Below are 26,723 nucleotides of genomic sequence, written 5' to 3'. Positions count from 1 at the left end.
GGGAAGGATGAGAGCGTGCCTAGTCATACAGCCATTCCGGCAGGCCTGTCGCCAGCCATGGCAGGGCCGCGACTGCGACGATCGCCAGCAGCTGGATGATCACGAAGGGCACGGCGCCGCGATAGATATCGGTTGTTTTCACGCTCGCCGGGGCCACGCCGCGCAGATAGAAGAGGGCGAAGCCGAATGGCGGGGTCAGGAAGCTGGTCTGCAGGTTCATCGCCATCAGCACGCCCAGCCAGACCGGGTCGACCCCCATCATCAGCAGGATCGGCGCGACGATGGGCACGACCACGAAAGTGATCTCGATGAAGTCGAGAAAGAAGCCCAGGATGAACATGACCAGCATGACCACTGCCAGCGCACCGAAAACGCCGCCGGGCACTGCTTCCAGCGCCGCCTGAACGGTTTCATCGCCGCCCAGTTCACGGAAGATCAGCGAGAAAAGCGACGCGCCGATCAGGATGACGAAGACCATGGCGGAAATTGTCGCCGTGGAGGTCATGACGTCGTCGAGGACGCCGTTGCGCTTGAGCCGCCAGAGGCTCCAGCCCGCGCCCAGCACAGTCAGGGTGACAAAGATGCCGCTGAGCAGGCCGCCGAACGTACCCGTATCGGTGACATAGATACGGCCGTCCGCGCCGATATTGCCGATAACGACCAGACCGATCAGCCCGATCAGGGCCAGAAGGCCGGCATAGGCCGCCAGCTGGCCGAATACCGGGTTGCCCTCGGCTCCGGCATTGCGGGCGCCGGCAATGAAGCTGGCCCCGACGGCGCCGACGCCTGCGGCCTCGGTCGGCGTGGCCAGCCCGGTCAGGATCGATCCGAGTACCGCGACGATCAGGGCGAGCGGCGGGACGAGGGCGTGAAGGATGGCGCCCCAGTCGGCTTTGGCTTCATCCGCCGGCGCGGCGGGCGCGCTGTCCGGTTTCCACACCGCCATGACGATCTGGTAGGTGATGTAGAGCCCGACCAGCATCAGACCGGGGATGAGCGCTCCGGCAAAGAGATCCCCGACCGAGACGATGTCCGGCGAAAAGATGCCCTGGGCGCGCTGGGCTTCCTGATAGGCGTTGGAAATCTGGTCGCCCAGCAATACCAGCACGATGGAAGGCGGGATGATCTGGCCCAGTGTGCCCGACGCGGCGATGGACCCGGCAGCCAGGCCCGGATCATAGCCGCGCTTGAGCATGGTCGGCAGGGAGAGGAGGCCCATGGTCACGACAGTGGCGCCGACTATGCCTGTCGAGGCGGCCAGCAGCGCGCCGACCACGACGACGGAAATCCCCAGCCCGCCGCGCAGTGTGCCGAACAGCGCGCCCATCGCCTCCAGCAATTCCTCGGCGATCTTGGATTTCTCCAGCATCACGCCCATGAAGACGAAGAGCGGCACCGCGACGAGGATGGACCGGTCCATCTCCATCAGATTGCCGTAGATGCGCTGCGGGAAGGCGCGGAAATGGATCGGATCGAACAGGCCGACCGCCATGCCGACAAAGGCAAAGGCCAGCGCCACACCGGCCAGGGTGAAGGCGACGGGATAGCCGCGCAGGAGCGCCGCGAAGGCGGCGATGAACATCAAAAAGGGCAGAAACTCGATGAAGACCTGCATGGCTCAGACCTCGCCCTTGAAAGCGTCGGGTACATCCGGCGCCTTTTGCCCGCCGATCGTCATCGCGGCGCGGGCGGCCATCGACAGGCCCTGCAGGATCATCAGCACGGCAAAGACCGGGATGGCGGTTTTCAGCAGGAAGACGAAGGGCAGGCCATCGCTTTCGCGCGAACGTTCCAGGATGCGCCAGGTCGAACTCATATAGCCCGTCGAGGACCACAGGATGAGAAGGCTCATCGGCATCAGGGCAAGATAGGTGCCCAGAAGATCGGTCCAGGCCTTGCCGCGCTCGCCGGCCCTGGCGAAAAGCACGTCGACACGGACATGACCGCCATTCAGCAGCGCCGAGGCCGACGCCAGCAGGAAGAGGAGGGCGTGCATGTAGATCACGCTCTCCTGCAGCTTGGTCGAGGCATAGCCGAAGACATAGCGCTGGATGACGATCACGGCCGTCACGACGACCAGTCCCAGGGCGAACCAGCGGGCTGCACCGCCCACCGTGGTGGTCACGGTGTCGATAATGGCGATCAGCCGCCGGTGCAGGCTCCAGACCGGGGTGGGCAGGGCGGCGAACCGGCCGGCCAGGCCCGCGAGCAGCGGGACGAGCAAGAGCGGCGACAGGTAGAGACCCGCGCGGCCGAGCCAGAGGCCCGCTGTCCGGGCGATACCGGCCAGATTGGCCTGCGCCCAGGCCGCAACACCGCCGCCGGTCAGCCCGTCGAGTAGGGTCAGGCCGATGGTGAGGCCAATCGCGAACAGGGTGAGCCGGTCGCCGGGTCGCATGGCCTAGCCGCCCAGCACGCGTTCGCGCTCGACCATGTAGGGCATTTCGGAAATCCTGCCCCAGGACCGCATCTTGTCGCGGGCGTCGAGATAGCTGTCATAGACACGCTGGGTGAAGGGGTCGGAGCGGCCGGTATCGGCCACGACCTGTTCCGCGACCTCGCCGATCCGGGTCCAGATCTCGTCCGAGAATCGGCGCAATTCCACGCCATGCTCATTGACCAGCACATCGAGGGCCAGGCCGTTCTGGTGCTGGAATTCGGCCAGGGAGAGATTGTTGGCGGTCAGGCACGCCGATCTGATGATCGCCTTGTGATCCTCGGCCAGCCCGTCCCAGACGCCGCGATTGATACCCACACCCAGGCAGGAGCCGGGCTCGTGGAAGCCGGGGCCGTAGTAGAAGGGGGCCTCGCGGTAGAATCCGAAGGCGAGATCGTTCCAGGGTCCGACCCATTCGGTGGCATCGATCGTGCCGTTCTGCAGCGCCGGATAGATTTCGCCGCCCGACAGCGTGACGGCGGCACCGCCCAGTTCGCGCAGCACGTTTCCGCCCAGGCCCGGAATGCGCATGCGCAGGCCCTGGAAGTCGGCCAGCGTATTGATTTCACGCTTGAACCAGCCGCCCATCTGATGGCCGGAATTGCCCGCCTGGAAAGGTTTGATGTTGAACTGGCCGGCCAGTTCATCCCACAGCGCCTGGCCGCCGCCATATTCCACCCAGCCCATGATCTCGTAGGCGGTCATGCCCAGGGGTACGGCAGTGAAGAAGTTGAAAGCCGGCGACTTGCCCTGCCAGTAATATTCCGCGCCGTGATACATGTCGGCCGTGCCTTCCGCGACGGCGTCGAATGCCTCGAACGCACTGACGATCTCGCCGGCGGCATAGACCCGGACCTCCAGCGAACCGCCCGACATGGTGTTGATCATGCTGGCGACATTGTTGGCCGCCGTGCCCAGCCCGGGGAAGTTGGCGGGCCAGGTCGTGACCATGCGCAGCCGCGTCACGCCGCGATTGACGGCCGGGGCGGCCGGGGTCGTACCCTCCTGTCCGGTTTCCCCGCAGGCGGTCGCAACCGTGGCCGCGGCGACGGCGCCGCCGCTGATGAAAGTGCGTCGATCCATGTCTTACTCCCCCGGGAACGCGTGTCCGCCCGGCCGGGCGGGTGCGGTCAGTCTTCGTCTCCGCCCTCATCGTTATCGAGTTCGCCGTAGGCCTGCCAGCCCGAGGGCGTAAGAACTTGCAGCGGCTGGTAGGCCGCCTTGTAACTCATCTTGCGGCTGCCGCGCACCCAATAGCCCAGATAAACGAAGGGCAGGCCTGCCGCCTCGGCCTGGCGGACGGCGTCCAGGATGATGAATGCGCCGGTACTGCGGCGCTCCTGGGCGGGATCGAAATAGGAGTAGATCAGCGACAGCCCGTCCTTGAGCACATCGGTCAGGGCGGCTGCGACCAGCGTGCCGCTTCGGTCGCGATACTCGGCGATATGGGTGCGCTGGGCGCCTTCCTCGGCCATCATCACGTATTCGCCGAAGGACATGCCCGCCATGTCGCCATCGCCATGCCGGCTGTCGAGATAGCGGGTCAGCAGGTCGTACTGCTCCATCGTGGCGGTCTGCGCCTCGGTCGAGACCGTGAGATCGTCATTCCGCCTGAGGATTTTCCGCCAGCGCCGTTTCCAGCCGAACCGGGCGACATCGATGCGCACGGACTTGCACGCGTCGCAGGCCTCGCAGGCGGGCCGGTAGAGCACGCCCTGGCTGCGCCGGAAACCGGCATGTGTCAGCGCGTCATTGAGCGCGGGCCCTTCGCCGATCTCGATCCGTGTGAAGACCTTTCGCTCCCATTGTCCCGGCAGGTAGGGGCAGGGGGCGGCTGCCGTCAGGAAGAAGGGGATTTGCCTTGTCGCGAAAGGATGGGTCACAGCGTTGGGAACTTCGACTCAGCTCTTGGGGACACTCATGCTAACTCACACGCCGCCAAAGGCGTAGAGCAAAGAAATATAGAGCGTAAACGCGAACCAGAACAGGACCACCATCGGCGCACCGGCGCGGATATAGTCGGCGAAGCGGTAATGACCCGGCCCCATCACCAGCAGATTGGTCTGATAGCCGATCGGGGTGGCGAAACACGTGTTCGCCGCGAACAGTACGGTGAGCGCGAAGAGAGACGGATCGGCGCCGATCTGATTGGCAGCCCCGACGGCGATCGGGGTAAACAGGATCGCGGTGGCGCTGTTCGAGAGAACATTGGTCAGGAGCGCGATCAGGATGAACATCGCCGACATCAGCACGACCGGTCCGAAGGGGGAGAAAACCGAGACCACAGCCGTCGCCAGGAGATCCGCACCGCCGGTCTGTTGCAGCGCAGTGCCCAGGGCGATGGCGGAACCGATCAGCAGATAGACGCGCATGTCGAAGGCCCGTGCCGCCTGGCGCGTGTTGAGACAGCCTCCCGCGATCATCGCGACGGCCCCCAGGAAGGAGGCCACGACAATGGGCAGGAGGGAGGTTGCCGCGGTCAGGACCACGCCGGCGAATATGATCCGGGCCATGTTGGCCCGGCGCGGATCTGCAAGCGCCGTCGTGGCCCATTCCATCAGCAGGAGGTCGCGGTCCGAGCGCAATTGCCGCATCGCCGTCGAGGAGCCGAACAGAAGCAGCGTGTCGCCGGCTTCAAGCCGGATTTCGCCCATGCGCGAGCGGATCATGCGGCTGCGGCGCTGAATGCCAAGCACGATACAGCCGGTGGCGTGACGGAAACCGATCTGCTGGATCGTGCGCCCGATCAGGCGCGAGCCCGGCGCGACGACGGCCTCGGTCATCATCAGGCTGTCGCCCGGCGTGGGATTGTCGCCGGGCCCGGAGGCCTCCAGCATGCCCCGCATGAAGTCGGCACGCTTGGAGAGCAGGTTGGACAGGGTCTGGCGTGTCGCGGCGACGATGACGAGATCGCCGGCTCTGAGCTCGATCTGGTCGAAGGGCGGCAGCAGGGCGTGTTCGCCACGCTGGATCATGCGCACGGTCATGTCGGGCAGGTCGGCAAACATGCCCGCAACCGGCCGTTTGCCGACCAGCGGATGATCGGCCGTCACCTCGAGCTGGGCGATATACTGGCGCCCCTTTTCTCCGCCGGCGATTTCGGTCTCCATCGAGGCCCTTTCCGGCAGCAGGTGCGGCAGCACGAAGACGATGTAGACCATCCCGAAAGCGCCGAGGAAAAGGCCGGGCACGGTCGGCGTGAAGAAGTCCAGTCCGACGCCGGAAATCGTGCGCAATTGCTCGGCGACCAGCAGATTGGTTGACGAGCCGATCAGCGTTGTCATGCCGGCGAGAATGCAGACATAGCTCAGCGGAATGAGAAGCTTGGACGGGCTCTTTTCCATCCGCCGCGCAATGGCGACGAGGATGGGCACGAACATCACCACGACCGGCGTATTGTTGATGAAGGCGCTGACGACGAAGACGAAAGCGAACATCGCGACCAGCGTTGCCCGGGGATGCTGGTCGTAGGAGGAAAGCAGGAATTGTGTCGGCCCCTCCATGGCCCCGGTCTGGAATATGCCCTGACCCACGATCAGCAGGCACAGTATGGTGATCAGCGCGGGATTGGCGAAGCCGGCAAGCAGGCTCGCCGCATTCGGATCGCCGCCTTCCAGCGGAAAGAGATGGAAGAACAGCATCAGCACCGCGACGATGGATGCCGAGACGATTTCGATGGGGAGACGGTCCCAGACGAAGATCGCAATGGCGACGACGAGACCGCCAAGTACTGCCCACATCTGCCAAACGTCGAGCGACGCCGTTTCGATCATCGTGATTTCAGGAAGCTGTGGATCCGGTTTGTCCGCGTCGGACGCTATCACGCGTGCGTCCGGCTTGCGAAGCCTTTCCTGGAACCAATGTCAGGTTGACCCACGTCTCTAGAGCTCGTGGCCCTGCGGCAGAATCGGTGCTTCGCGTAGCAGGACAACGGAAATCCGGCGATTGCCCGGCATGTAGGGATCGTCCGGGTACAGCGGTTCCGAACCGGCCTTGCCGCGGACTTCGTAAATCCGGTCATTGCTGATTCCCGCCGATTGCAGCACGGCGCGGGCGGCATTGGCGCGGTCGGCGGAGAGTTCCCAGTTGGTGTAATTGCTGCCCGGAGCCGACGGGGCGCTGTCGGTGTGACCGGCGACCGACAGCCGGTTGGGCAGGCGTTCGGCGATCCGCGCAACGGCGCGCAGCAAGGTGACGGCGCGGTCGTTCGGCTCGGTTGCGCCGGGATTGAACATCGGCCGGCCTTCCTGGTCGATCAGCTGGATGCGCAGGCCTTCCGGTGTTTCGTCGACAATGATGTGATTGGAAAGCTCGGCCAGTTCCGGCATGTCCTGCATGGCCTGGCGCAGCGACATTGCCGCCGAATGCAGCTGCGCGGCGTCACGGCGCTGCTGGGCCTCCGCGATGGCGGAGGCGGAGACGGCCGTTTCGGTTTCGTCGACCGCTTCCGGCGATCCTTCCGGCGTCTGCTGGCGGTCGCGATCGTTCAGCTGGGGCGCGGTCGGGGCGAGGCGCTGGCGCATCGAACTGTCGCCGGAGCCCTGCACACCGTCATTGCCCGGCGAGGTGCCGGCCAGCGGCGCGCCCGAGCCGGAATTGGCTGGCGACACGCTGGCGGGGGCGAAATAATCGGCGATGCCGCGCTTTTGTTCGGGGGTCGTGGTATTGATCAGCCACATCAGCAGGAAGAAGGCCATCATCGCCGTCACGAAGTCGGCATAGGCAACCTTCCAGGCACCGCCATGGTGCCCGCCGCCGCCGCCCTTGACGACTTTCTTGATGACAATCGGCTGATCTTTGGCCGCCATGTCCACCCGCCTTGTTTCCTTATCCTCCCCTCCTGTAGACGGTTAGCGTTAAGGTCCGGTTTCGAAATCCAAACACGCGAGGACACACAACTTGCCCGACAGCCGCTCCTTTCGCGATGCGCTTGGCCGCTATCCCACGGGCGTGACGATCGTTTCCGCCTATGTCGACGGCAGGGCCGTGGGCATGACGGTGAATTCCTTCGCCTCGGTCTCGCTGGAGCCGCGCCTGCTGCTGTGGTCAGTGGAAAAGGCGACCGAGCGCTACCGCCTCTTCCGCAACGCAAAGACCTACGCCATCAATGTCCTGGCCGCCGACCAGGCCGGTCTGGCCCATGCCTGTGCCCTGGATGCGGACCTGCGCGCCTGCCATGCGGACTGGACCGGTGAGGCGGCGCCGCTGATCGAGGGGTGTGTATCGCGTTTCCTGTGCCGGCAGACGGCCGTGCATCCGGGCGGCGATCACGACATCATCGTCGGCGAAGTCACCGATTTCGATACCCCGCGCGAGGCTCCGGCCCTGGTCTTCTACAGCTCGACCTATTGCGAACCGGGCTGAAGCCGCAGCGTTTGCGTGCCCTCCGGCGCCGAGGACAGATCCCAATCGGTGCGGATTTCCAGGTATTCGCCGCGCCCCCAGAGCGGGGCGAGATCGTCGTAATGACGCGACATCACATTGCCGGACTGACCCGTCGTGATCATGAAACGCGAGGCCTCGGGATCGGCCATGTCGTAGAGCGCCCGGTAGGAGGCGCCGTGAAAGGCCGCATAGCCCGGTGTGCGGAAGGCGTAATGCGCCACATTCACCGTCGACCCGTCGCCCGGAACCGGCGTCTCGATGGTGAACCAGTCCGACAGGAGCGGAATACCGGAAAACGGCGTGTGGTCGTGGCGGGCGTAGTGGGCTTCGCCCCAGCGCCAGCTGGCAATATTCCGGCCGTACTCGGCCGTCGCACCGGCCATGGCCCGGTCGAGGGCCGGGCCGAGAAGATCGGCGCAGGTCTCCGCCGCATCCGTGGTGATGTCGTCGCACCAGTGGGCCAGATCGCCGGTCAGAACGTCCATCATGAAGACACGGCGGTCGGCATACCAGGCGGAAAACAGATCGCCCAGCTCGTCGGCATAGACGGCCCGGTTCAGCTCCCGCATCCAGGCGGCATAGACCAGGGGTTCGGGCCGGTCTGCGGCCATGTCCGCATCCCAGTCCTCCAGGAGTGTCAGCGCGGTCCGGCCGGCCTCGCTTGACGCCCGGGCTGTCAGCAGGACGGGCAGGATGCGGCGCGCCATGTCCGACACGGTGTCGGTCTGCAGTGCCGCCATCGTGTCCAGATCGTGCTGCTGCGACCCTTCGATGCCTTCATAGATGCGCCGGATCCGGCTGACGCCATACCACTCGCCGGTGATAAAATGGGGGTAGCCGTCAGGCACGATCTTGTTGTTGGCCGTGGCGACGAAGCCGCGCTCGGGATTGAGCGCGTGGGGCAGCTCGTCGAACGGGATGGTGGAGACCCAGTTTCCGGCCCGGTCGCGCACGGGGATGCGCGCCGGCGCGTAAAAGCCGATATCGCCCGAGCGCGATGCGAAGACCATGTTCTGCTGCGGTGCCGTGAAGCCGCGGATCGCATCGACGAAGCCCGGCCAGTCATCGCTGTCGATGATGTGCAGGCCGACGCCCGCAGTGGCATCGTCCGGCTCGTCCAGCATCCATTGCAGGGAGAAGAAGTCCGCGCCGTCAGGCAGCGGATAGTCGAAATGCTCCGGATCGAGCACGGGGCCGGTGGCGGTGGCGCGGCGGGTGATGGTCACATCGGCGCCGAAGCGCACCCTGATGGTCTCCTCGCGGCTGTCCACGACCGCTTCCTCGGTGACGGCGTGCAGATCGCCGACATCCGGTCCGGTATTGGTAAACCCCCAGGCAATGCGATCATTGCGCCCCAGGGTGACGAAGGGCGTGCCGGGCAGGGTGGCTCCGACCACCGATCCGTCCGGTGTCGTCAGGCGGGCCAGATACCAGATGCCCGGGGCGCTGAGCCCCAGATGCGGGTCATTGGCCAGGATGGGCAGGCCCGAGGCGGTGCGCGATCCGGCCAGAACCCAATTGTTCGATCCGTCGCGTCCATTATCTTCCGGTCCCAGCACCGGAACCGGCGTGTCGGCCGGTGCGGCGTTCCCGGGAAGGCCCATATCGGCCATCGACAGCGAGCGCGGAGCGTCGGCGGGATAGCGGCCGACGAATTCTGCCGCCCGCCCGGCGCCCAGGTGCGCGTCCAGCGCCGCGCGGCGCGGTTCCTGGAAGGCATTGCCGAACAGGTCCAGCGCGATCGCCTTGTAGACCACGACCGTATCGGCCGGTGTCCATGGTTCAGGGGCGGTCATCAGGATCTGGAATTCCGGCGGTGGCACGAAGCCGGGAGCCTCGATCACGGTATTCACGCCGGCACTGTAGGCGTCCAGTGCCGCCTGCACATCGGCGGGCAGATTGACGGCCGCGTCATCGGCGGCTTCGCCCAAACCCATGGTGCGGAAGAAGATGTCGGTGTCCAGCGCGTCTCTGCCCAGCAGCTCGGCGACACGGCCGCGCAGGGCGCGGCGGGTGATTTCCATCTGCCAGAGCCGGTCCTGGGCATGCGCAACGCCCAGGGCGAAGAAGGCATCGCGGTCACTGCCCGCGAAGACATGGGGAATGGCATGTCGGTCACGCACGATCTGCGCCTCGGCGTCCAGTCCGTCGACCTCCAGCGTGCCCGAGGTTTGCGGCAGCGAGGCGTAGAGCCGGTTGGCGACGACCAGTACGGCGAGAATCGCGATGGCGGCGACGCTGCCGAGCGTCCAGCCGGCATAACGAAGAAGGCGTGCACTCATGATGACTTGCTCCCCAATTGCCGGAAGTCTAGCAAGGGGTCGAAGCAATGGGGAGAGCCACATGTCACGCTGCACATTCCTGGGTCTCGGGGTGATGGGCTTTCCGATGGCGGGCCATCTCGCGGCGGCCGGTCATGATGTCACGGTGTGGAACCGCACCGCAGCCAAAGCGCAGGCCTGGACCGGGGCACACAAGGGCCGCGCCGCGGACCGGATCGAAGACGCCGTCGCCGAGGCCGATTTCGTCTTCGCCTGCCTGGGCGACGATCCCGATGTGCGGGCGGTGGCGGAACAGGCGATCCCGGCGATGAAGCCCGGCGCGGTCTTCGTCGATCACACCACCGCCTCGGCCGAACTGGCGCGCGAACTGGATACCGATGCCCGCGATGCCGGGATCGGCTTTCTGGATGCACCGGTGTCCGGCGGCCAGGCCGGGGCCGAGAACGGCCAGCTGACCATCATGTGCGGCGGCGAGGCGGATAGATTTGCGCGTGCCGAACCGGTGATGGACGCCTATGCGAAGGCGGTCTCGCTGATCGGCGGCGCCGGGGCCGGGCAGATGTGCAAGATGGTCAACCAGATCTGTATCGCCGGCATCGTGCAGGGGCTCTCCGAAGGCCTGCATTTCGCCAAGCGCGCCGGGCTGGATCCGGCCCTGGTGATCGGGGCGATCTCGAAAGGCGCCGCCCAGTCCTGGCAGATGGAGAATCGCTGGCAGACCATGGTCGATGACCGGTTCGATTTCGGCTTTGCTATCGACTGGATGCGCAAGGACCTTCGCATTGCACTTGAAGAGGGCCGGCGAAACGGTGCCCGCCTGCCGGTGGCCGCGCTGGTCGATCAATTCTATGCCGATGTGCAGGCCATGGGCGGAAACCGCTGGGACACGTCCAGCCTGATCGCCCGCCTGGAGCGCGATCTGTGACCGGGGACGGGCGGCTGATCCGCACCGATCCGGTGGCGATGGGGGTCTGGCAGCGCCTGACCAGACTCTTCGCCACCTGGCGCCTGATCGTGCTGGCAGGCTTTACCATGCGCTCGCTCTACCAGTTCTCCAACGACCAGATGACGCCGCTGGGCAAGGCGGTGCACTGGAAGATCGGCCTGGGCCTGCTGGGCGGGCTCACCGATGCCCAGATCGGTTTCCTGAAGACCTATGCCGAGATCAATGCCCGCAAGGTGGAGCGCGTGTTCCGCACCACCGCCCTGGTGCTCGTCACCGTGCCGGTGGCCGCCATTTTCGGTCTTTCGGAAGTGGATCCGGAGATCTGGGAGCGGTGGGGTTTCGAACAGTTCGAGACCCTGATTTTCGTGGTCGGTGTGTGGATGGCCTTTTGCGCGGTGATGATGGGGGCGGCCTGGCGCGCCCGGGACCTGGCCGATCTGCTGGAATTCGAGAGTGCGCGGCGCGCGCTCGACGCCGCGCAGCGGACGGCCGGGGAATGAGTGTCGAAACCCTCTTCCTCTGGCTCGACTACGCCGGGATCGGCTTCTTCGCCTATTCCGGCGGCATGCTGGGCGCGCGCAAGGCGCTCGACCCTTTCGGCGCCGCCATTGTCGGGGCGGTGACGGGGATGGGCGGGGGCACGCTGCGCGATGTGCTTCTGGGCGAATTGCCGGTCTACTGGATCGAGGAACCGAGCTATCTGGCCGTGGCCGCCGGCGGGGCGCTGCTGGGCTATTTCACCTCGCCCTGGGCCCAGGCGATCGCGACACGGCGGGCCGCGCTGATCTGGGCGGATGCGGTGGGCCTGTCGGTCTTCTGCGTGATCGGGGCCGAGGCCGGACTGGCAGCCGGCGCGCACTGGACCATCGCTGTTCTGACCGGAATGATGAGCGCGGCCTTCGGCGGGCTGTTGCGCGACATCATCGTCAACGACGTACCGCTGATCCTGCGCGAGGATATCTACGCCTTGGCGGCGATGGCCGGGGCGGCGGCCTATGTGGCGGGTCTCGCCCTCGGCTTCAATCCCAGCCTGGTCACGCTTGGCTCGGCGCTCCTGGCTCTCGTCCTGCGCGGCTGCGCCATCCTGTTCAAATGGTCCCTGCCGCCGATCCGGCTGGGCGAGTGAACAAAAAAGAGCCCCGGGGCGAGATCCGGGGCTCTTCGTGCCGAAACGGGCGTGTCCGGCTATTCGCCCGAAGGCATGCCCGGAATCATCCGTTCGGCCGTTGCCATGACAATCACCATCAGCGAGGCCGCAGACAGCACGGCGCCGTAATTGGTGAAAATCGCGGTGAGATACTCCCCCACGGCCGGGATCGAGCCCAGTGCGCCGGCGCCGCCGGCGACGAGAAAGATGGCGGCCAGGATGACAGCGCGGCGATGGTCACCCTTGATGAAAAAGCCGCTGGCCAAGCCCAGCAGGGCGAGGATCAGCCCGGCCCATTCGAAGTTCGAGACGAAGGCAAGGACGATGGCGGCAAGTGCCGCAACGGCCCAGACAATCTTGTCGAGTGACATGTGGATCTCCCCATCACTTTTCTTGAGTTACGCGACACGAACCACAACAATACGGGGGGAGCCTAGGCGTGTTCTCTCAATACCGGCAAGCGTTTGGTACTGGAAACTTGTGGAATATTCATTTGTAGACGGAACATGAGTGGCGTTTTGCTACTGATCGTGCGCCACCGCCAGTGCCTGCCCGAGATCGGCGAGGAGATCGCCGGCGCTTTCCAGGCCGACCGACAGGCGCACGAGATCGTCCGGTACCGGACTGCCGGCGCCCTCGATGGGCTTCCTGTGCTCTATCAGGCTTTCCACCCCGCCCAGCGAGGTGGCCTGGATGAAGAGTTTCGTTGCGGCCGCGAACCGGGCCGCCGCATCGAACCCGCCCTTCACCCGTACCGACAGCATACCGCCGAACCCGCCGGTCATCTGCGTCCTGGCGATGACGTGGCCGGGATGGGATTTCAGGCCGGGATAGAAGACGTGACCGACATGGGGATTTTTCAGAAGCCGCTTGGCGATCTTCAGCGCCGTTTCGCTCTGTCGCTCGAAGCGCACGAACAGCGTCCTCAGCCCGCGCAGGAGCAGCCAGGTCTCGAAGGCGCCGGGCACGGCGCCGGTCTCGTTGTACACGACGCCAATTTCGTCCCAGCGCTCGTCCGCTGCCCGCGTCGACAGTACACCGGCGAGCACGTCGGAATGGCCGTTGAGATATTTTGTTGCCGAATGCATGACGATGTCGGCGCCCAGTTCCAGCGGCCGCGTGGTGCAGGGCGGAGCGCAGGTGGAATCCACGGCCAGCGTGGCACCGACGGCATGGGCGATGTCGGCGGCCTTGGCGATATCGACAATGGCCCAGGACGGGTTGGCCGGCGTTTCGGTCCAGATGAGGTTGGTGTCGGGTCTTGATGCGGCCGTGAGGGCATCCAGATCGCCCGGCGGCACAAGCTTGAGTGTGATACGGCCCTGCTTCTGTGCGCGTTGCATCAGCAATTTGGCGCCGTAATACATCTCCGTTTGTGCCACCACATGCCCGCCCGCGGGCACGGTCTCCAGCACCGCCGCGATCGCCGCCATGCCCGAGGAAAACAGCCGTGCATCCGCCGCGCCGTCCAGCATGGCCAGAACGCCGGCCGCCTGCTTCTCCGTCGGACCCTGGGGGCGCCGGTAATCCTGGCCGCCGATCAGGGCGTTGTGGGTGTCGCGTGCATAGGTGGTGGAGGGATGCACCGGCGGGATCACCGCGCCGGTGATCGCATCGATCGCGTGCATGGCCTGGACCGTACGGGATTCGCGGGTGGGATCAGCCATTCAGGAGCCTCGCTGCCCGCGGCGCGAAATACGTCACGATCCCGGCAGCGCCGGCGCGCTTGAAGGCCAGCAGGCTTTCCATCATCACCCGCTCGCCATCGATCCAGCCCTTCGCCGCGGCCGCCTCGATCATGGCGTACTCGCCGGAAACCTGGAAGGCGCAGACCGGGACGGGGAAACTGTCCGAGAGGGCGCGGACGATATCGAGATAGGGAAGGCCGGGCTTGACCATCACCATGTCCGCCCCTTCGGCTATGTCCAGCTCGACCTCGCGCAGTGCCTCGTCGCGATTGGCCGGATCCATCTGGTAGGTCTGCTTGTCGCCCGTCAGCGCCGCCGCCGAACCGATGGCCTCGCGATACGGGCCATAAAAGCCCGAAGCGTATTTGGCCGCGTAGGAGAGGATCATCGTGTCCTTGAAATCCGCTCCCTCCAGCGCCTCGCGGATGGCGCCGATACGCCCGTCCATCATGTCCGATGGCGCGACAATGTCGCAGCCGGCCTCGGCCTGCACCAGGGCCTGGGCGATCAGGCGTTCGACGGTTTCGTCATTGGCGATGCGCTCGCCGTCCAGAATGCCGTCATGGCCGTGCGTGGTGAACGGGTCCAGCGCCACGTCGCAGATCACGCCGAGATTCGGGGCGGCATCCTTGACGGTGCGGATGGCATTGGGCACCAGACCGTCCGGATTGAGCGCCTCGGAGCCTTCATCGTTCTTTTTCGCCGGATCGATGTGCGGAAAGATGGCCAGCGCCGGAATGCCGAGGGCTTCGGCCTCCCTGGCCGCCTTCGCCAGTGCGGAAAGCGACAGGCGGTCCACACCCGGCATCGCCGCCACGGGCTCGGCCGGATCGGCCGTGTCGGAAACCACTACGGACCAGATAAGATCGTTGGGAGACAAGGCGGTTTCACGCACGAGGCGGCGCGACCAGTCGGCCTGGCGGGTGCGGCGGAGGCGGGTGGCGGGAAACATGTCGGGCTCTGGTCCTTGTCCGGTTCGGTGACATATCCAACTTGCCGTTGGCGTTGCCAGGCGTTACGGCTCCGGCAAACGCTTCGGCAAAATCTGTCCCTACGAGACCCAATAAGCAACAGGAGCGCTGCGGTGCACTTCGCTCTCACGGAAGATCAGACCCTTATTCGCGACATGGCGAGAAAATTCGCCGCCGACCGGCTGAAGCCCAATGCGGCGCGCTGGGACGAGGAAAAGCATTTCCCCGTCGAGGCCATGCGCGAGGCAGCCGAGCTCGGCTTTGCCGGCATCTATACGCGTGAGGATGTCGGCGGCTCGGCGTTGAGCCGGCTGGATGCCGCGATCATTTTCGAGGAGCTCTCGCGCGGCTGTGTGGCCACGGCGGCCTTCCTGTCGATCCACAATATGTGCGCCTGGATGATCGACAATTGGGGCAGCGAGGAGCAGCGCCAGCGCTTTCTGCCGCAGATGATGACGATGGAGAAGATCGCGTCCTACTGCCTCACCGAACCCGGCTCCGGTTCGGACGCAGCCGGTCTCAAGACCAGGGCCGTGCGTGACGGCGAACACTATGTGCTCAACGGTTCGAAGGCCTTCATCTCCGGTGCCGGCACGTCGGACTACTACATCGTCATGTGCCGCACGGGCGGAGAGGGGCCCAAGGGCATCTCCACCATCGTTGTTGAAAAGGACACGCCGGGTCTGTCCTTCGGGGCGAACGAAAGGAAGATGGGCTGGAACGCCCAGCCCACACGCGTCGTGACCTTCGAGGATTGCCGGGTGCCCGCGGAAAACCTGCTGGCCGAGGAGGGCATGGGTTTCACCCTGGCGATGAAAGGACTCAATGGCGGCCGCATCAATATCGGCGCCTGTTCGCTGGGCGGAGCGACGGAGGCCTTTGAAGTGGCCAAGGAGTATGTGGCCACGCGTCAGCAGTTCGGACGCGAGATCGGCCAGTTCCAGGTCACCCAGTTCAAGCTCGCCGACATGGCCACCGAACTCGAAGCCTCGCGCATGATGCTCTATCGCGGTGCCGCGGCGATCGATTCGGACGACCCCTCGGCAGCGAAATATTGCGCCATGGCCAAGCGGTTCGCCACGGACACCTGTTTCGATGTCGCCAACCAGGCCTTGCAGCTGCATGGCGGGTACGGCTACCTCAAGGACTATCCGCTGGAACGTATCGTCCGCGATCTGCGTGTCCACCAGATCCTGGAAGGCACCAACGAGATCATGCGCGTCATCATCGCCAAGGATGTGATGAAGTAGGAGATCAGACAGGAGGAGAGCGTCATCGCTTCTGAACCGGAAACCCTGCCCACCCGCCGGTTTGCCACCGCGGCCGAGGCGTTCGAGACGATCTGCCGCGATCACAATACCGTGCTGGTGCCTGAACAGCCCCTGCCGGCGCTGGTCATGGATGCGCGCAGTGAATTCGGCTCCGATGCGCCGCTGGCATTCGACGATCAGGGCAATGCCAATGTGATGCTGAAAGTGGCGTCCGGGGATGGCGGCTTCATCGTCTTCTCCCGAACCATCAACCCGCCGCAGGAGAAGCTAGAAGCCGGCGATCTGGTGTGCTGGGTACCGCTGCAGCATGACGAGGAACTGGCCGGGGAGTCAAAGGATCCGCGCTTTGGCTGGATCGGTCTGGTGTTCGCAACCCTGGAACCGGAATGGAAAGACGGCGACTGGGTGCTGCGCGAGTTCTACGGGGATGTGGACTAGCCCCTCCCTGGCGTTTCAATCCAAAGGCTTGAGCTGAGATGACTGACGAACCCGAAATCATAGCCCGCAAGGTCGGCCAGGTTGGCCGGATCACGCTGAACCGGCCCAGGGCGCTCAATGCGCTGACCCATGGCATGTGCCTCGACATGATCGCGGCACTCGAAGCCTGGCGGGCGGATGATGCGGTCAGGGCTGTCGTGGTCGACGGGGCCGGGGAGAAGGGATTCTGCGCCGGCGGCGACATTCTCCAGCTGCACAATTCGGGCAAGGCGGGGGATGACCGGGCCTGGCTGTTCTGGCGCGACGAATACCGGCTGAACACGCTGATCCACGACTATCCCAAACCCTATGTCGCGATGATCGACGGCATCACGATGGGCGGCGGTGTCGGCATTTCGGTGCATGGCTCGCACCGCGTGGCAGGCGACCGGACCGTGTTTGCTATGCCGGAAACCGGGATCGGTTTTCATCCCGATGTGGGCGGGGCGTATTTCCTGCCGCGCCTGGCCGGCGAGATCGGCACCTGGATGGGTCTCACCGGCGCACGCCTCAAGGCGCCCGACTGTGTCGCCGCGGGCCTGGCCACGCATTACTGCCCGTCGTCGCGGACCGAAGCGCTGATTGCGGCGCTGGAACAGGCCGATCTTGCAGACGAGGACGCGCTGGAAGTCCTGCTGGAGGAGTTTTCCGGCGATCCCGGCGACAGCGAGCTGGCGCATACGCGCGGCCTGATCGATGCGGCTTTTGCGGGCGACAGCGTCGAGGACATCGCAGCGCGAATCGGGCAGGCGGGGGACAGCTGGTCGGCCAAGCAGGCCAAGGTTCTGGCGACCAAATCGCCGACTTCGCTGAAGCTCACCCTGGCCTGCCTGCGCAAGGGTGCGGATCTCGGTTTCCGGGATGTGATGCGCCAGGATCTGCGCGTGTCGTGCCGGTGCCTGGAGGGCCGGGATTTCTACGAGGGCGTGCGCGCCGTGATCATCGACAAGGACAATGCGCCGGCCTGGTCGCCCGCGCGGCTTGCCGATGTCGACGACACGGCCATCGCCGGGGCCTTTGCGCCGCTCGACGACGATCACGAAATGACCTTTCTCGGCGAAACCGCCGGAGCCTGAGAGTATACGGGAGAGAGCAAGATGGCGCGCATCGCCTTTATCGGACTGGGAAACATGGGCTCGGGCATGGCCGCCAACCTGATCAAGGGCGGTCATGAGGTGCATGCCTTCGACCTCAGTGCCGATGCTCTGGCGCACGCGGTCGAGGCCGGTGCAGTGGCGGCAAAATCGACCGCCGATGCCGTGTCCGCATCCGAGGCCGTGGTAACCATGCTGCCCGCAGGCAAGCATGTCCGTGCGGTCTATGAAGGCGAGATTTTCGCCGCCGCCGCGCCCGGAACGCTCTTCATGGACTGCTCCACCATCGATGTGGACTCTGCCCGCCATGTCGGCGGCCTGGCCAAGGAGAAGGGCTTCCGCTTTGTCGATGCGCCGGTCTCCGGCGGTGTTGCCGCGGCCACCGCGGGCACGCTGACCTTCATGGTCGGCGGCTCCGAAGCGGATTTCGCCGTGGCCGAACCCTTCCTTCAGGCCATGGGCAAGGCGGTGATCCGCGGCGGCGATCTGGGTGCCGGACAGGCCGTGAAGATCTGCAACAACATGCTTCTGGCGATCACCATGATCGGCACCTGCGAGGCGTTCGCCCTGGCGCAGAAGCTGGGCCTGGATCCGCAGAAATTCTTCGATATTTCCTCCAAGGCCTCGGGCCAGTCCTGGTCGATGACCAGCTATTGCCCGGTGCCGGGCCCCGTGCCCACAACGCCGGCCAACAATGGCTACAAGCCGGGCTTTGCCACGGCGATGATGCTCAAGGATCTGAAGCTCGCCCAGGATGCCGCACAGAAGGCCGGCGCCACGACGCCGCTGGGTGCACAGGCCGAGGCTCTTTACGCCATGTTCGACAATCTCGGCGGCGGTCCCTCGGATTTCTCGGGCATCTACAAACTGCTCGATGGCAGCTGGAACCAGCGTTAAGGGGATTTTTGCGCTTTTGCCCTAGCCTTCCCCCAAAGATCAGTAAGATCGGGTGGAGTGCGTAACATGGTCATGGCAGAGAACATGGCGCCGGATGCGGCGCCGGACACGGAATATCTCGAACTTCTTCAGCTTGTCGAGCGCCTTCACCGGCAGCTCCTCGATGTCGTCAAGGACGAGCTGGACCGTGAGGGCCTGGACGATCTCAATTCGGTCCAGGCACTGCTCCTGTTCAATATCGGCGACCAGGAACTCACGGCCGGCGAGTTGCGCACGCGCGGCCACTATCTCGGCTCCAACGTGTCCTACAATCTGAAGAAGCTCGTCGATGCAGGCTATATCCGGCACGAGCGGTCCGCGGTCGATCGCCGTTCGGTGCGGGTCAGCCTGACCGAAACCGGTCACGCGGTGCGGGCCCAGCTGAACACACTGTTTGCCCGCCAGGGCACGGCGCTGCAGCCGGTTGGCGGTGTCGATGCGGATCAGCTTCCGGTCGTCAACACGGCGCTGGCGCGGATCGAACGCTTCTGGGCCGACCATATCCGCTTCCGGATGTAGATACGCACCCGAACGGCGACAGAAACACGCGCAGCGGACACCCGTCCGCTGCGCTTTTTACATTGGGCAAACCTCAGTTATTATGGGGTCATAGGCTCTGTCTTGCGGGATTGTGGTGACATTTCATGCGGGTGCGGCGCTCTGTCCTGTCGCGCCGGGGGATGAATGCCTCTACATACCGATTCAACACGTGATTTCTGGCAGACGTCTGACGAAAGGCCCCGCCGATGAACTACCAGAGCGCTTTCGAAGACGCTGTCCGCCGGGTCAAGGCGGAAGGCCGCTACCGGGTTTTTGCCGACCTGTTGCGCCGCAAGGGCGAATTTCCGGTGGCGCGCTGGCGTTCGCCCGATGGCGATGTGCGCGATGTGACGGTGTGGTGCTCGAACGACTATCTCGGCATGGGCCAGGTGCCCTGTGTCGTGGAGTCGATGAAGAAGGCGATCGACGATGTCGGGTCCGGCGCCGGGGGCACGCGCAATATCTCCGGCACCACGCATTACCATGTCGAACTGGAGCGCTCGCTGGCCGATCTGCATCAGAAGGACGGCGCACTGCTCTTCACCTCGGGGTATATTGCCAACGAGGCGACGCTCTCCACCCTGGGCAAGATCCTGCCCGGCCTGATCATGTTCTCCGACGAGCTCAACCACGCCTCCATGATCGAGGGTGTGAAGGGCGCGCGGTGCGAAAAGCGGATCTGGCGGCACAATGATGTCGGCCATCTCGAGGAATTGCTCGCCGCGGCGCCCAAGGATGCGCCGAAAGTGATCGCTTTCGAGTCGGTCTATTCCATGGATGGCGACATCGGTCCGATCGAGGCGGTCTGTGACCTGGCCGAAAAATACGGCGCGCTGACCTATCTCGACGAGGTTCACGCCGTGGGGCTCTATGGTCTGCGGGGCGCCGGCATCGCCGAGTGCGAAGGCCTGATGAACCGCGTCGACATCATCGAAGGCACGCTGGGCAAGGCGTTCGGCGTGATGGGCGGATATATCGCCGCCGACGGGGCGATCTGCGATGCGATCCGGTCGATGGCGCCGGGCTTCATCTTCACCACGGCACTGCCGCCGGCCCTGGCGGCCGGCGCGCGGGCGAGTGTGGAATATCTCAAGTCCTCCCACCATTTGCGCGAACGGCACCAGGAGCGTGCCGCCACGCTGAAATCGCGCCTGAATGCGGCCGGCTTCCCGGTGATGGACGCCTCGGTGACGCACATCGTACCGGTGAAAGTCGGCGATCCGGTGTTGTGCAAGCGCATCTCGGACATGCTGCTCGACGAGCACGGCATCTATGTCCAGCCGATCAACTATCCCACCGTACCGCGCGGGACGGAACGCCTGCGCCTGACGCCGACGCCCTTGCACACCGATGCCATGTTCGATTCGCTGATCGAGGCGCTGGACGATGTCTGGAAGCGTGCGTCCGATCAGATCGGGGTGGCACGGGCCTGATTCCAGGGGCATGATCCGGGCCGGGACCCGGAGAAGCGATGAGCGGCCGTGAAATCTATATCGAGGTGATCGGGATCGGTCAGGCCCTGCGCGTCGCCGCCGTCGATGCGGAGACCGGGGAAGAACTGGTTTTCCAGGTGCCCAGGAACACGTCCCGCAGCGAGATCGACAATCTTGCCCGGGCCAAGATCCGCTGGAAACTCGAACGCGATGCCGAGCAAAAGAAACGGCCGGACACAGGGTCCGGCCGTGGCATTACGGTCTAGGGACCGTGGACAATAGCTGTATATAAAGCCGAGTTTCAGTGTCGAAACAGCGCCTGTCTTCCCCTCGGCGGGGAAGATGGGCGGCGCGGGCCGGCGCCACTATTGCCCACAGACCGCCGGGCCTCCCCGGAAGGGGGCGTCAGGCGCCCTTCTTGCCGCGGCCCAGGCCGATATCCTTGGCGAACTGCGAGCGTTTGCGCGAATAGGCCGGAGCGACCATCGGATAGTCCGAGGGCAGATTCCACTTCCGGCGGTAATCGTCCGGCGACATGTTGTATTGCGAACGCAGATAGCGCTTGAGCATTTTCAGCTTCTTGCCGTCTTCCAGGCAGACGATGTAGTCGTCGCTCACCGATTTGGACACAGGCACGGCCGGCTTGGCTTTCGTTTCCTGCTTGACCTCGGTGTCGGACACTTCCTTCATCGTGGCGTGCACCGCCTTGATCAGCTCGGGCACATTGTCCGCCGGCATCGAATTGTGAGACAGATAGGACGCGACGACATCCGTCGTCATGCGCAGAAGTTCTTCCTTGTCGATTTCGGGGAGCATGTCGTCTGCCATAGTCAAACCTTCCAAACGTTCGAACGCGACTGACCCGGAACAGTAGCCGGATTCAATTTATCGATGCGAGATCGTTATTATGCTGCAATGTGAAGTTCAAGCTCAATCGGTAAATTTCATTTGATCTTGCGCAGTTTGCGATAGCACACGCAAATAATGCCAAATCGAGGCGTGTCCATCAGGTGAACGTGGTAGTGTTGCGAAGAGGCGGCTTGTGTCACACCGTGGTGCGCCTTATCACACGGGGCAAACGAGTGAGGAGTCGATATGCCGGACAATCAGGCCGAAACGGGAACCGCCACCGCCTTCTTCACGCGATCGATCGTTGAGTCGGATCGCGATGTCGCCCGCGCGATCCATGCGGAGATCCAGCGGCAGCAACAGCAGATCGAGCTGATCGCCTCGGAAAACATCGTTTCGCGTGCCGTGCTCGAGGCCCAGGGCTCGCCGCTGACGAACAAGTATGCCGAGGGCTATCCGGGGCGCCGCTATTATGGCGGCTGCGAGTATGTCGATATTGTCGAGACGCTGGCGATCGAACGCGCCAAGGCACTGTTTGGCGCGGCCTATGCCAATGTTCAGCCCAATTCGGGCAGCCAGGCCAACCAGGGCGTTTTCCTGGCCCTGCTCAAACCCGGCGACAAGATTCTCGGCATGTCGCTGGATGCCGGCGGTCACCTGACCCACGGCGCCAGGCCCAACCTGTCGGGCAAGTGGTTCGAAGCCCATGCCTATGGTGTGCGCCAGGAGGATGCGCGGATCGACTACGATGCCCTGCGCAAACAGGCCCACGAGGTCAAGCCGCAGCTGATCGTCGCCGGCGGGTCGGCCTATCCGCGCGAGATCGATTTCGCCGAATTCCGCAAGATAGCGGACGAAGTCGGTGCCTGGCTGATGGTCGACATGGCGCACTTTGCCGGTCTGGTCGCGGGCGGGGTTTACCCCAATCCCGTCGGGCATGCGCATGTGGTCACCACGACAACGCACAAGACGCTGCGCGGTCCGCGCGGCGGCATGATCCTGTCCAACGATCCCGAACTGGGCAAGAAGATCAATTCCGCCATTTTCCCGGGCCTGCAGGGCGGACCCTTGATGCATGTCATCGCCGGCAAGGCCGTGGCTTTCGGCGAAGCGCTGCAGCCGGAGTTCAAGGATTATGCGCGCCAGGTCGTGACCAATTGCAAGGCGATGTCCCAGGCGGTGATCGATGGCGGCTATGCCATCGTCTCCGGCGGCACGGACAGCCATCTCGCCCTGATCGATCTGCGGCCCAAGGGCTTGAAGGGCAATGCTGCCGAACAGGCGCTGGAACGCGCCTTCATCACCTGCAACAAGAATGGCGTGCCTTTCGATCCGGAGAAGCCGACCGTGACTTCGGGCCTGCGGGTCGGTTCGCCGGCAGGCACGACGCGGGGCTTCGGCGAAGCCGAATTCACCCAGATCGGCCAGATGATGGTGCGTGTGCTCGATGCGCTGGTGGGCGCACCGGAGGGCGATGCACAGATCGAGGACGAGGTTCGCGAACAGGTGAAGGCGCTGACGGCGCGCTTCCCCATCTACCCGGAACTGGCCTAAAGTCGCGGTATGCGTTGTCCCTTCTGCGGTCACCCCGATACTCAAGTTAAGGATTCCCGTCCGGCCGAGGACGGGAACGCCATCCGCCGCCGCCGCCAGTGCCCGTCCTGTGCGGCGCGCTTCACGACGTTCGAACGGGTGCAGCTGCGCGAGCTGACCGTGCTGAAGAAGTCCGGCCGGCGCGTGCCGTTCGACCGCGACAAGCTGAACCGGTCGATCCAGCTGGCCATGCAGAAGCGCAATATCGAGCCGGACCGTATCGATCAGATGATTTCCGGCATCGTGCGGCGCCTGGAGTCGACGGGCGAGACGGATGTCACGTCCGACCGGGTCGGCGAGCTCGTCATGGAAGGTTTGAAGAATCTCGATGCCGTGGCCTATGTCCGCTACGCCTCGGTCTACAAGGACTTCCACAAGGTCGAGGATTTCCGCGAATTCATCACCGATGAGCATTTGACCGCCAACAAGGCTGCGTCGAAAGACGAGGACGAATGACCGGCGCGGCGCGTCCGCGTGTCACCCTGAAATTGGCCACATCGCTGGACGGGCGGATTGCGCTCGGCAATGGCAACTCGAAATGGATTACCGGTCCCCAGAGCCGGGCCGAAGTGCATCGGATGCGCGCCGCCCATGCCGCCATTCTCACGGGAATCGGAACCGTACTGGCCGACGATCCGCGCCTGACAGCCCGGCCCGAGGGTGGCTGCGAGCGCCAGCCCGATGTCATCGTGATGGACAGTCGGGCCCGAACGCCCGGCGGTGCAGCCGTGTTCGGGGCGTCGGACCGGCTCGTGACCCTGATCCCTCATCGCGATCTGGCGCGGGCGATGTCCGGCTATGATACCGTGATGATCGAGGCGGGCGCGCGGATCGCCGCATCCGCCATCTCGGCAGGACTGGTCGATCGCATCGAATGGTTCCGCGCACCGGTGATACTGGGTGGAGACGGAATTCCGGTTATCGCAGCGCTCGGACTTGAGGCGCTGGACGCCGCCCCCATCTTCACCCGCACCGGCGTACGCGAGCGTGGCGCCGATCTGCAGGAAAGCTATGAACGGATCCGCTGATGTTCACCGGTATCGTCACGGCCAGGGGCCGTATCCGCAGTATTTCCGGTGAGGCCGTGCGGCGCTTCGAGATCGAAGGGCCGTGGTCTCCGGAGAGCATCGATACGGGCGCCTCGATTTCCCATGCCGGGGCGTGTCTGACCGTCGTCGACAAGGGCGCGGCGGGCGAGGGTGGCTGGTTCGCCGTCGAGGTGTCGCCGGAAACGCTCCGCCTGACGACGCTGGGCAGGTGGCGCGAGGGCGATGCGGTCAATCTCGAGCGCGCCCTGAAAATGGGTGACGAGCTGGGTGGTCACCTCGTAACGGGACATGTCGACGGCGTCGGTACCGTCAAGGAGCGCCGCGAAGAGGGCGACTGGCTCGTCTTCACGATTGAACCGCCGGAAAATCTCAACAAGTTCATTGCCGGGAAGGGCTCGATCACTGTCGACGGCGTGTCGCTGACGGTGAATGACGTCACCCGGTCCACCTTCGATCTGATGATCATTCCCCACACTGCAGAGGTCACAACGCTGGGCGGTCTGCAAAAAGGGGCGCGTGTTAATCTTGAGGTCGACCTCATGGCGCGCTACGCCGCGCGCCTGAACGAATTTTCGGAGACGCGCGCGTGAGCGACATTCCCCTTTCGCCTATCGAGGACATTATCGAGGACGCCCGCAATGGCCGGATGTTCATTCTGGTCGATGCCGAGGATCGCGAGAATGAGGGCGATCTGGTCATCCCCGCCAAATTTGCCACGCCGGACGCGATCAATTTCATGGCCAAGCACGGGCGCGGCCTGATCTGTCTGGCGATGACGCAGGAGCGGATAGAGCATCTGGGCCTCAAACTGATGTCGACCGAGAACCGTTCGCGTCACCAGACCGCCTTCACCACCTCGATCGAGGCGCGCGAAGGGGTCACGACCGGCATCTCTGCGCATGATCGCGCCCGCACCATCGAAGTCGCGACCGACCCGTCCAAGGGTGCCGACGATATCGCAACGCCCGGCCATGTCTTTCCATTGGTCGCGCGCGATGGCGGTGTCCTGGTTCGCGCCGGCCACACCGAGGCTTCGGTCGATGTGGCCCGCCTGGCCGGGGCGGGCATGTCCGGCGTGATCTGCGAGATCATGAATGAGGACGGCACGATGGCCCGCCTGCCGGACCTCGTCGCCTTCGCCCAGCTGCACGGGCTGAAGATCGGCACGATCGCCGATCTCATCGCCTACCGCCGCCGCAATGACCGTTTCATCGAGCGCCGGCTGGAGAGCGAATTCACCAGCCGCTATGGCGGCCCGCTCAAACTCGTGGTCTTCCGCAAAACGCTGGACGGGTCCGAGCACGTGGCCCTGGTCAAGGGCGAACCCTCGCATGTCCAGCCGACCACGGTGCGCATGCACAAGGTCTCCTTCGTCGACGATGTGCTGCACGAGGAGGGGCCGCGCGGCCCGCTGGTCGAGGCCGGAATCAGGGCCATTTGCGCTGCCGAAGGGCCGGCCGTCATGGTCTTTATCCGCGAGACATCGCATACTGCCATCGTCGAACGCCTGGGGGCCAAACCCTCCATGCCCAAGGATGAACGCCAGGCGCGGCTCCTGCGCGAATACGGGGTCGGTGCCCAGATTCTGCTCGACCTCGGGGTCAAGGAGATGATCCTTCTGTCGACCAAGCCGCAGACGATTGTCGGCCTCGAAGGTTACGGGCTGAGCGTGCGCGAGGAGCGCCATTTTCCGGAGGACGGCGCATGAGCGCTCCGAAACTGTTGATCGTTGCCGGGACCTTCTATCGCGATATCGCCGACGCTCTCGTCAAGGGTGCCCGCAACGCTGCGGACACGGCGGGTGCGGAAACCGGTCTTGTCGAGGTTCCCGGTGCACTGGAAATTCCCGCTGCCATCGTGCAGGCGGAAATCGCCGAGGCGCCGTATGACGGCTATGTTGCCCTGGGCTGTGTCATCCGCGGTGAAACCACGCATTACGACTATGTCTGCACCGAAAGCGCGCGCGGGCTGATGGAGCTCAACCTGAACGGTGTGATCGCCGGAAACGGCATTCTCACCGTGGAGAACCGGGCCCAGGCGCTCAAGCGCGCCGTTGACAAGAACAAGGGCGCCGACGCCGCCAATGCCGCGCTGTCCCTGATCGCGCTGCGCGACAAGTTCGGAGACGCCCGATGAGTGCGCCCAGACAGCACAAGGAAACACCGTCCGAGGCCCGCGCCCGTCTGCGCCGTGCGGCGCGCCTGGCCGCCGTGCAGGCACTCTATCAGATGGAAATTGCCGGGCGCGGCGCCAGTTCCGTGATCCGCGAGTTCCGCGATCACCGTTTCGGCAGCACAGGCGAGGGCGAGGAGTTCGTCGAGGCCGACGAGGATTTCTTCGAGGCGCTGGTGGCCGGTGTTGTCGACAAGCAGGCCAAGGTGGACCCCACCATAGACGGGCTCCTGGCCGATGGCTGGCGTATGGAACGGCTGGATTCCACCGTGCGCGCGATCCTGCGCGCCGCCGGCTATGAGCTTTTCGAGCGCATCGACGTGCCCGCCCGCGTGGTGATCGACGAATACATCGATGTCGCCAATGCCTTCTTCGAGGGCTCCGAACCGAAATTCGTCAATGCCGCCCTCGACCGGTGCGCCCGCGAGGCCCGGCCGGACGAATTCTGACGCC

Annotated in this window: 29 protein-coding genes; 18 read left to right on the top strand and 11 right to left on the bottom strand. The window is 64.7% G+C overall.

The genetic code is table 11. From position 1 onward, the window contains the following. Positions 1-19: 19 nt before the first annotated feature. The 6 genes from Q1U94_RS06880 to Q1U94_RS06855 form a co-directional block, all read right to left on the bottom strand. Positions 20-1,615 (bottom strand): TRAP transporter large permease subunit, encoded by a 1,596-nt coding sequence (locus Q1U94_RS06880; RefSeq protein WP_300542931.1) that lies wholly within the window; start codon positions 1,613-1,615, stop codon positions 20-22. Between the two features lie 3 nt (positions 1,616-1,618). Further along, a complete protein-coding gene (locus Q1U94_RS06875) occupies positions 1,619-2,398 on the bottom strand; it encodes a TRAP transporter small permease subunit (protein ID WP_300542929.1) in 780 nt (259 codons plus the stop codon). A 3-nt stretch (positions 2,399-2,401) separates the two neighbouring features. Continuing rightward, a complete protein-coding gene (locus Q1U94_RS06870) occupies positions 2,402-3,520 on the bottom strand; it encodes a TRAP transporter substrate-binding protein (RefSeq protein ID WP_300542927.1) in 1,119 nt (372 codons plus the stop codon). Between the two features lie 47 nt (positions 3,521-3,567). Beyond that, positions 3,568-4,320, bottom strand: coding sequence for an arginyltransferase (locus Q1U94_RS06865; protein WP_300542926.1), 753 nt, complete (start codon positions 4,318-4,320; stop codon positions 3,568-3,570). A gap of 45 nt (positions 4,321-4,365) precedes the next feature. Beyond that, positions 4,366-6,210, bottom strand: coding sequence for an SLC13 family permease (locus Q1U94_RS06860; protein WP_300542924.1), 1,845 nt, complete (start codon positions 6,208-6,210; stop codon positions 4,366-4,368). A 108-nt stretch (positions 6,211-6,318) separates the two neighbouring features. Then, entirely contained in the window at positions 6,319-7,245 is a 927-nt protein-coding gene (locus tag Q1U94_RS06855; RefSeq protein ID WP_300542923.1) for a flagellar motor protein MotB, read from the bottom strand. 91 nt (positions 7,246-7,336) lie between these two features. Here Q1U94_RS06855 and Q1U94_RS06850 point away from each other — a divergent pair, with 91 nt between their 5' ends. Then, positions 7,337-7,801: a flavin reductase family protein gene (locus tag Q1U94_RS06850; RefSeq protein WP_300542922.1), complete on the top strand. Its 465-nt coding sequence runs from the start codon at positions 7,337-7,339 to the stop codon at positions 7,799-7,801. Here Q1U94_RS06850 and Q1U94_RS06845 read toward each other — a convergent pair. Continuing rightward, positions 7,783-10,104 carry a penicillin acylase family protein gene (locus tag Q1U94_RS06845; RefSeq protein ID WP_300542921.1) on the bottom strand — a complete coding sequence of 774 codons (2,322 nt, stop codon included), beginning with the start codon at positions 10,102-10,104 and terminating at the stop codon, positions 7,783-7,785. The two genes, Q1U94_RS06850 and Q1U94_RS06845, sit on opposite strands and share 19 nt — an antisense overlap. A 61-nt stretch (positions 10,105-10,165) precedes the next feature. Between Q1U94_RS06845 and Q1U94_RS06840 the strand changes: the two genes are divergently transcribed. From Q1U94_RS06840 to Q1U94_RS06830, 3 genes are read left to right on the top strand one after another with little or no spacing between them, the layout of a single operon-like run. Next, positions 10,166-11,029: an NAD(P)-dependent oxidoreductase gene (locus Q1U94_RS06840; RefSeq protein ID WP_300542919.1), complete on the top strand. Its 864-nt coding sequence runs from the start codon at positions 10,166-10,168 to the stop codon at positions 11,027-11,029. Then, on the top strand, positions 11,026-11,550 hold the full coding sequence (locus Q1U94_RS06835; RefSeq protein ID WP_300542918.1) for a hypothetical protein: 525 nt from the start codon (positions 11,026-11,028) through the stop codon (positions 11,548-11,550). Before Q1U94_RS06840 ends, Q1U94_RS06835 begins: the two co-directional genes overlap by 4 nt. Next, positions 11,547-12,176 carry a trimeric intracellular cation channel family protein gene (locus Q1U94_RS06830; RefSeq protein WP_300542917.1) on the top strand — a complete coding sequence of 210 codons (630 nt, stop codon included), beginning with the start codon at positions 11,547-11,549 and terminating at the stop codon, positions 12,174-12,176. The genes Q1U94_RS06835 and Q1U94_RS06830 overlap by 4 nt, the downstream gene beginning before the upstream one ends. A gap of 59 nt (positions 12,177-12,235) precedes the next feature. Here the strand turns inward: Q1U94_RS06830 and Q1U94_RS06825 are convergent, their stop codons facing one another. The 3 genes from Q1U94_RS06825 to hemB form a co-directional block, all read right to left on the bottom strand. After that, positions 12,236-12,568 (bottom strand): hypothetical protein, encoded by a 333-nt coding sequence (locus Q1U94_RS06825; protein ID WP_300542915.1) that lies wholly within the window; start codon positions 12,566-12,568, stop codon positions 12,236-12,238. A gap of 150 nt (positions 12,569-12,718) precedes the next feature. Then, the gene (locus Q1U94_RS06820; RefSeq protein ID WP_300542914.1) at positions 12,719-13,864 is read right to left on the bottom strand and encodes an aminotransferase class I/II-fold pyridoxal phosphate-dependent enzyme; all 1,146 of its coding nucleotides are present in this window, start codon (positions 13,862-13,864) and stop codon (positions 12,719-12,721) included. Then, complete coding sequence (gene hemB, locus Q1U94_RS06815; RefSeq protein ID WP_300542913.1) at positions 13,857-14,837, bottom strand: porphobilinogen synthase; 981 nt, start codon at positions 14,835-14,837, stop codon at positions 13,857-13,859. Before hemB ends, Q1U94_RS06820 begins: the two co-directional genes overlap by 8 nt. A 132-nt stretch (positions 14,838-14,969) precedes the next feature. Between hemB and Q1U94_RS06810 the strand changes: the two genes are divergently transcribed. The 7 genes from Q1U94_RS06810 to Q1U94_RS06780 all read left to right on the top strand — a co-directional run bounded on the left by Q1U94_RS06810 (position 14,970) and on the right by Q1U94_RS06780 (position 20,873). Then, positions 14,970-16,106 carry an isobutyryl-CoA dehydrogenase gene (locus tag Q1U94_RS06810; protein ID WP_300542911.1) on the top strand — a complete coding sequence of 379 codons (1,137 nt, stop codon included), beginning with the start codon at positions 14,970-14,972 and terminating at the stop codon, positions 16,104-16,106. Positions 16,107-16,217: 111 nt separating this feature from the next. Next, entirely contained in the window at positions 16,218-16,565 is a 348-nt protein-coding gene (locus Q1U94_RS06805) for a hypothetical protein (RefSeq protein ID WP_300542910.1), read from the top strand. Between the two features lie 38 nt (positions 16,566-16,603). Then, positions 16,604-17,680 carry an enoyl-CoA hydratase/isomerase family protein gene (locus Q1U94_RS06800; protein WP_300542909.1) on the top strand — a complete coding sequence of 359 codons (1,077 nt, stop codon included), beginning with the start codon at positions 16,604-16,606 and terminating at the stop codon, positions 17,678-17,680. A 21-nt stretch (positions 17,681-17,701) separates the two neighbouring features. After that, positions 17,702-18,595: a 3-hydroxyisobutyrate dehydrogenase gene (gene mmsB / locus Q1U94_RS06795; protein ID WP_300542907.1), complete on the top strand. Its 894-nt coding sequence runs from the start codon at positions 17,702-17,704 to the stop codon at positions 18,593-18,595. A 66-nt stretch (positions 18,596-18,661) separates the two neighbouring features. Beyond that, positions 18,662-19,153: a MarR family transcriptional regulator gene (locus tag Q1U94_RS06790; protein ID WP_300542905.1), complete on the top strand. Its 492-nt coding sequence runs from the start codon at positions 18,662-18,664 to the stop codon at positions 19,151-19,153. Positions 19,154-19,380: 227 nt separating this feature from the next. Beyond that, complete coding sequence (gene hemA / locus Q1U94_RS06785; RefSeq protein ID WP_300542903.1) at positions 19,381-20,607, top strand: 5-aminolevulinate synthase; 1,227 nt, start codon at positions 19,381-19,383, stop codon at positions 20,605-20,607. A 38-nt stretch (positions 20,608-20,645) separates the two neighbouring features. Continuing rightward, entirely contained in the window at positions 20,646-20,873 is a 228-nt protein-coding gene (locus Q1U94_RS06780) for a hypothetical protein (RefSeq protein ID WP_300542902.1), read from the top strand. Between the two features lie 139 nt (positions 20,874-21,012). Here the strand turns inward: Q1U94_RS06780 and Q1U94_RS06775 are convergent, their stop codons facing one another. Beyond that, on the bottom strand, positions 21,013-21,435 hold the full coding sequence (locus Q1U94_RS06775; RefSeq protein WP_366917268.1) for a MucR family transcriptional regulator: 423 nt from the start codon (positions 21,433-21,435) through the stop codon (positions 21,013-21,015). A gap of 267 nt (positions 21,436-21,702) precedes the next feature. Here Q1U94_RS06775 and glyA point away from each other — a divergent pair, with 267 nt between their 5' ends. Genes glyA through nusB form a run of 7 tightly spaced genes read left to right on the top strand, consistent with a single transcriptional unit; the run spans position 21,703 to position 26,719 of the window. Beyond that, entirely contained in the window at positions 21,703-23,010 is a 1,308-nt protein-coding gene (gene glyA, locus Q1U94_RS06770; RefSeq protein WP_300542900.1) for a serine hydroxymethyltransferase, read from the top strand. A gap of 9 nt (positions 23,011-23,019) precedes the next feature. Then, positions 23,020-23,505, top strand: a complete 486-nt coding sequence (gene nrdR, locus Q1U94_RS06765; RefSeq protein WP_300542899.1) for a transcriptional regulator NrdR — start codon at positions 23,020-23,022, stop codon at positions 23,503-23,505. Continuing rightward, positions 23,502-24,077 (top strand): RibD family protein, encoded by a 576-nt coding sequence (locus Q1U94_RS06760; protein WP_300542897.1) that lies wholly within the window; start codon positions 23,502-23,504, stop codon positions 24,075-24,077. The genes nrdR and Q1U94_RS06760 overlap by 4 nt, the downstream gene beginning before the upstream one ends. Then, complete coding sequence (locus Q1U94_RS06755; RefSeq protein ID WP_300542896.1) at positions 24,077-24,688, top strand: riboflavin synthase; 612 nt, start codon at positions 24,077-24,079, stop codon at positions 24,686-24,688. Before Q1U94_RS06760 ends, Q1U94_RS06755 begins: the two co-directional genes overlap by 1 nt. Then, positions 24,685-25,806 (top strand): 3,4-dihydroxy-2-butanone-4-phosphate synthase, encoded by a 1,122-nt coding sequence (ribB, locus tag Q1U94_RS06750; RefSeq protein ID WP_300542895.1) that lies wholly within the window; start codon positions 24,685-24,687, stop codon positions 25,804-25,806. The genes Q1U94_RS06755 and ribB overlap by 4 nt, the downstream gene beginning before the upstream one ends. Then, the gene (ribH, locus tag Q1U94_RS06745) at positions 25,803-26,234 is read left to right on the top strand and encodes a 6,7-dimethyl-8-ribityllumazine synthase (RefSeq protein ID WP_300542894.1); all 432 of its coding nucleotides are present in this window, start codon (positions 25,803-25,805) and stop codon (positions 26,232-26,234) included. The genes ribB and ribH overlap by 4 nt, the downstream gene beginning before the upstream one ends. Next, positions 26,231-26,719, top strand: coding sequence for a transcription antitermination factor NusB (gene nusB / locus Q1U94_RS06740; RefSeq protein ID WP_300542892.1), 489 nt, complete (start codon positions 26,231-26,233; stop codon positions 26,717-26,719). The genes ribH and nusB overlap by 4 nt, the downstream gene beginning before the upstream one ends. The last annotated feature ends 4 nt before the right edge of the window (positions 26,720-26,723 follow it).

It is taken from the genome of Maricaulis sp. (genome assembly GCF_030149515.1).
Taxonomy (GTDB): domain Bacteria; phylum Pseudomonadota; class Alphaproteobacteria; order Caulobacterales; family Maricaulaceae; genus Maricaulis.
This window is presented reverse-complemented; position numbering and strand designations above follow the sequence as displayed.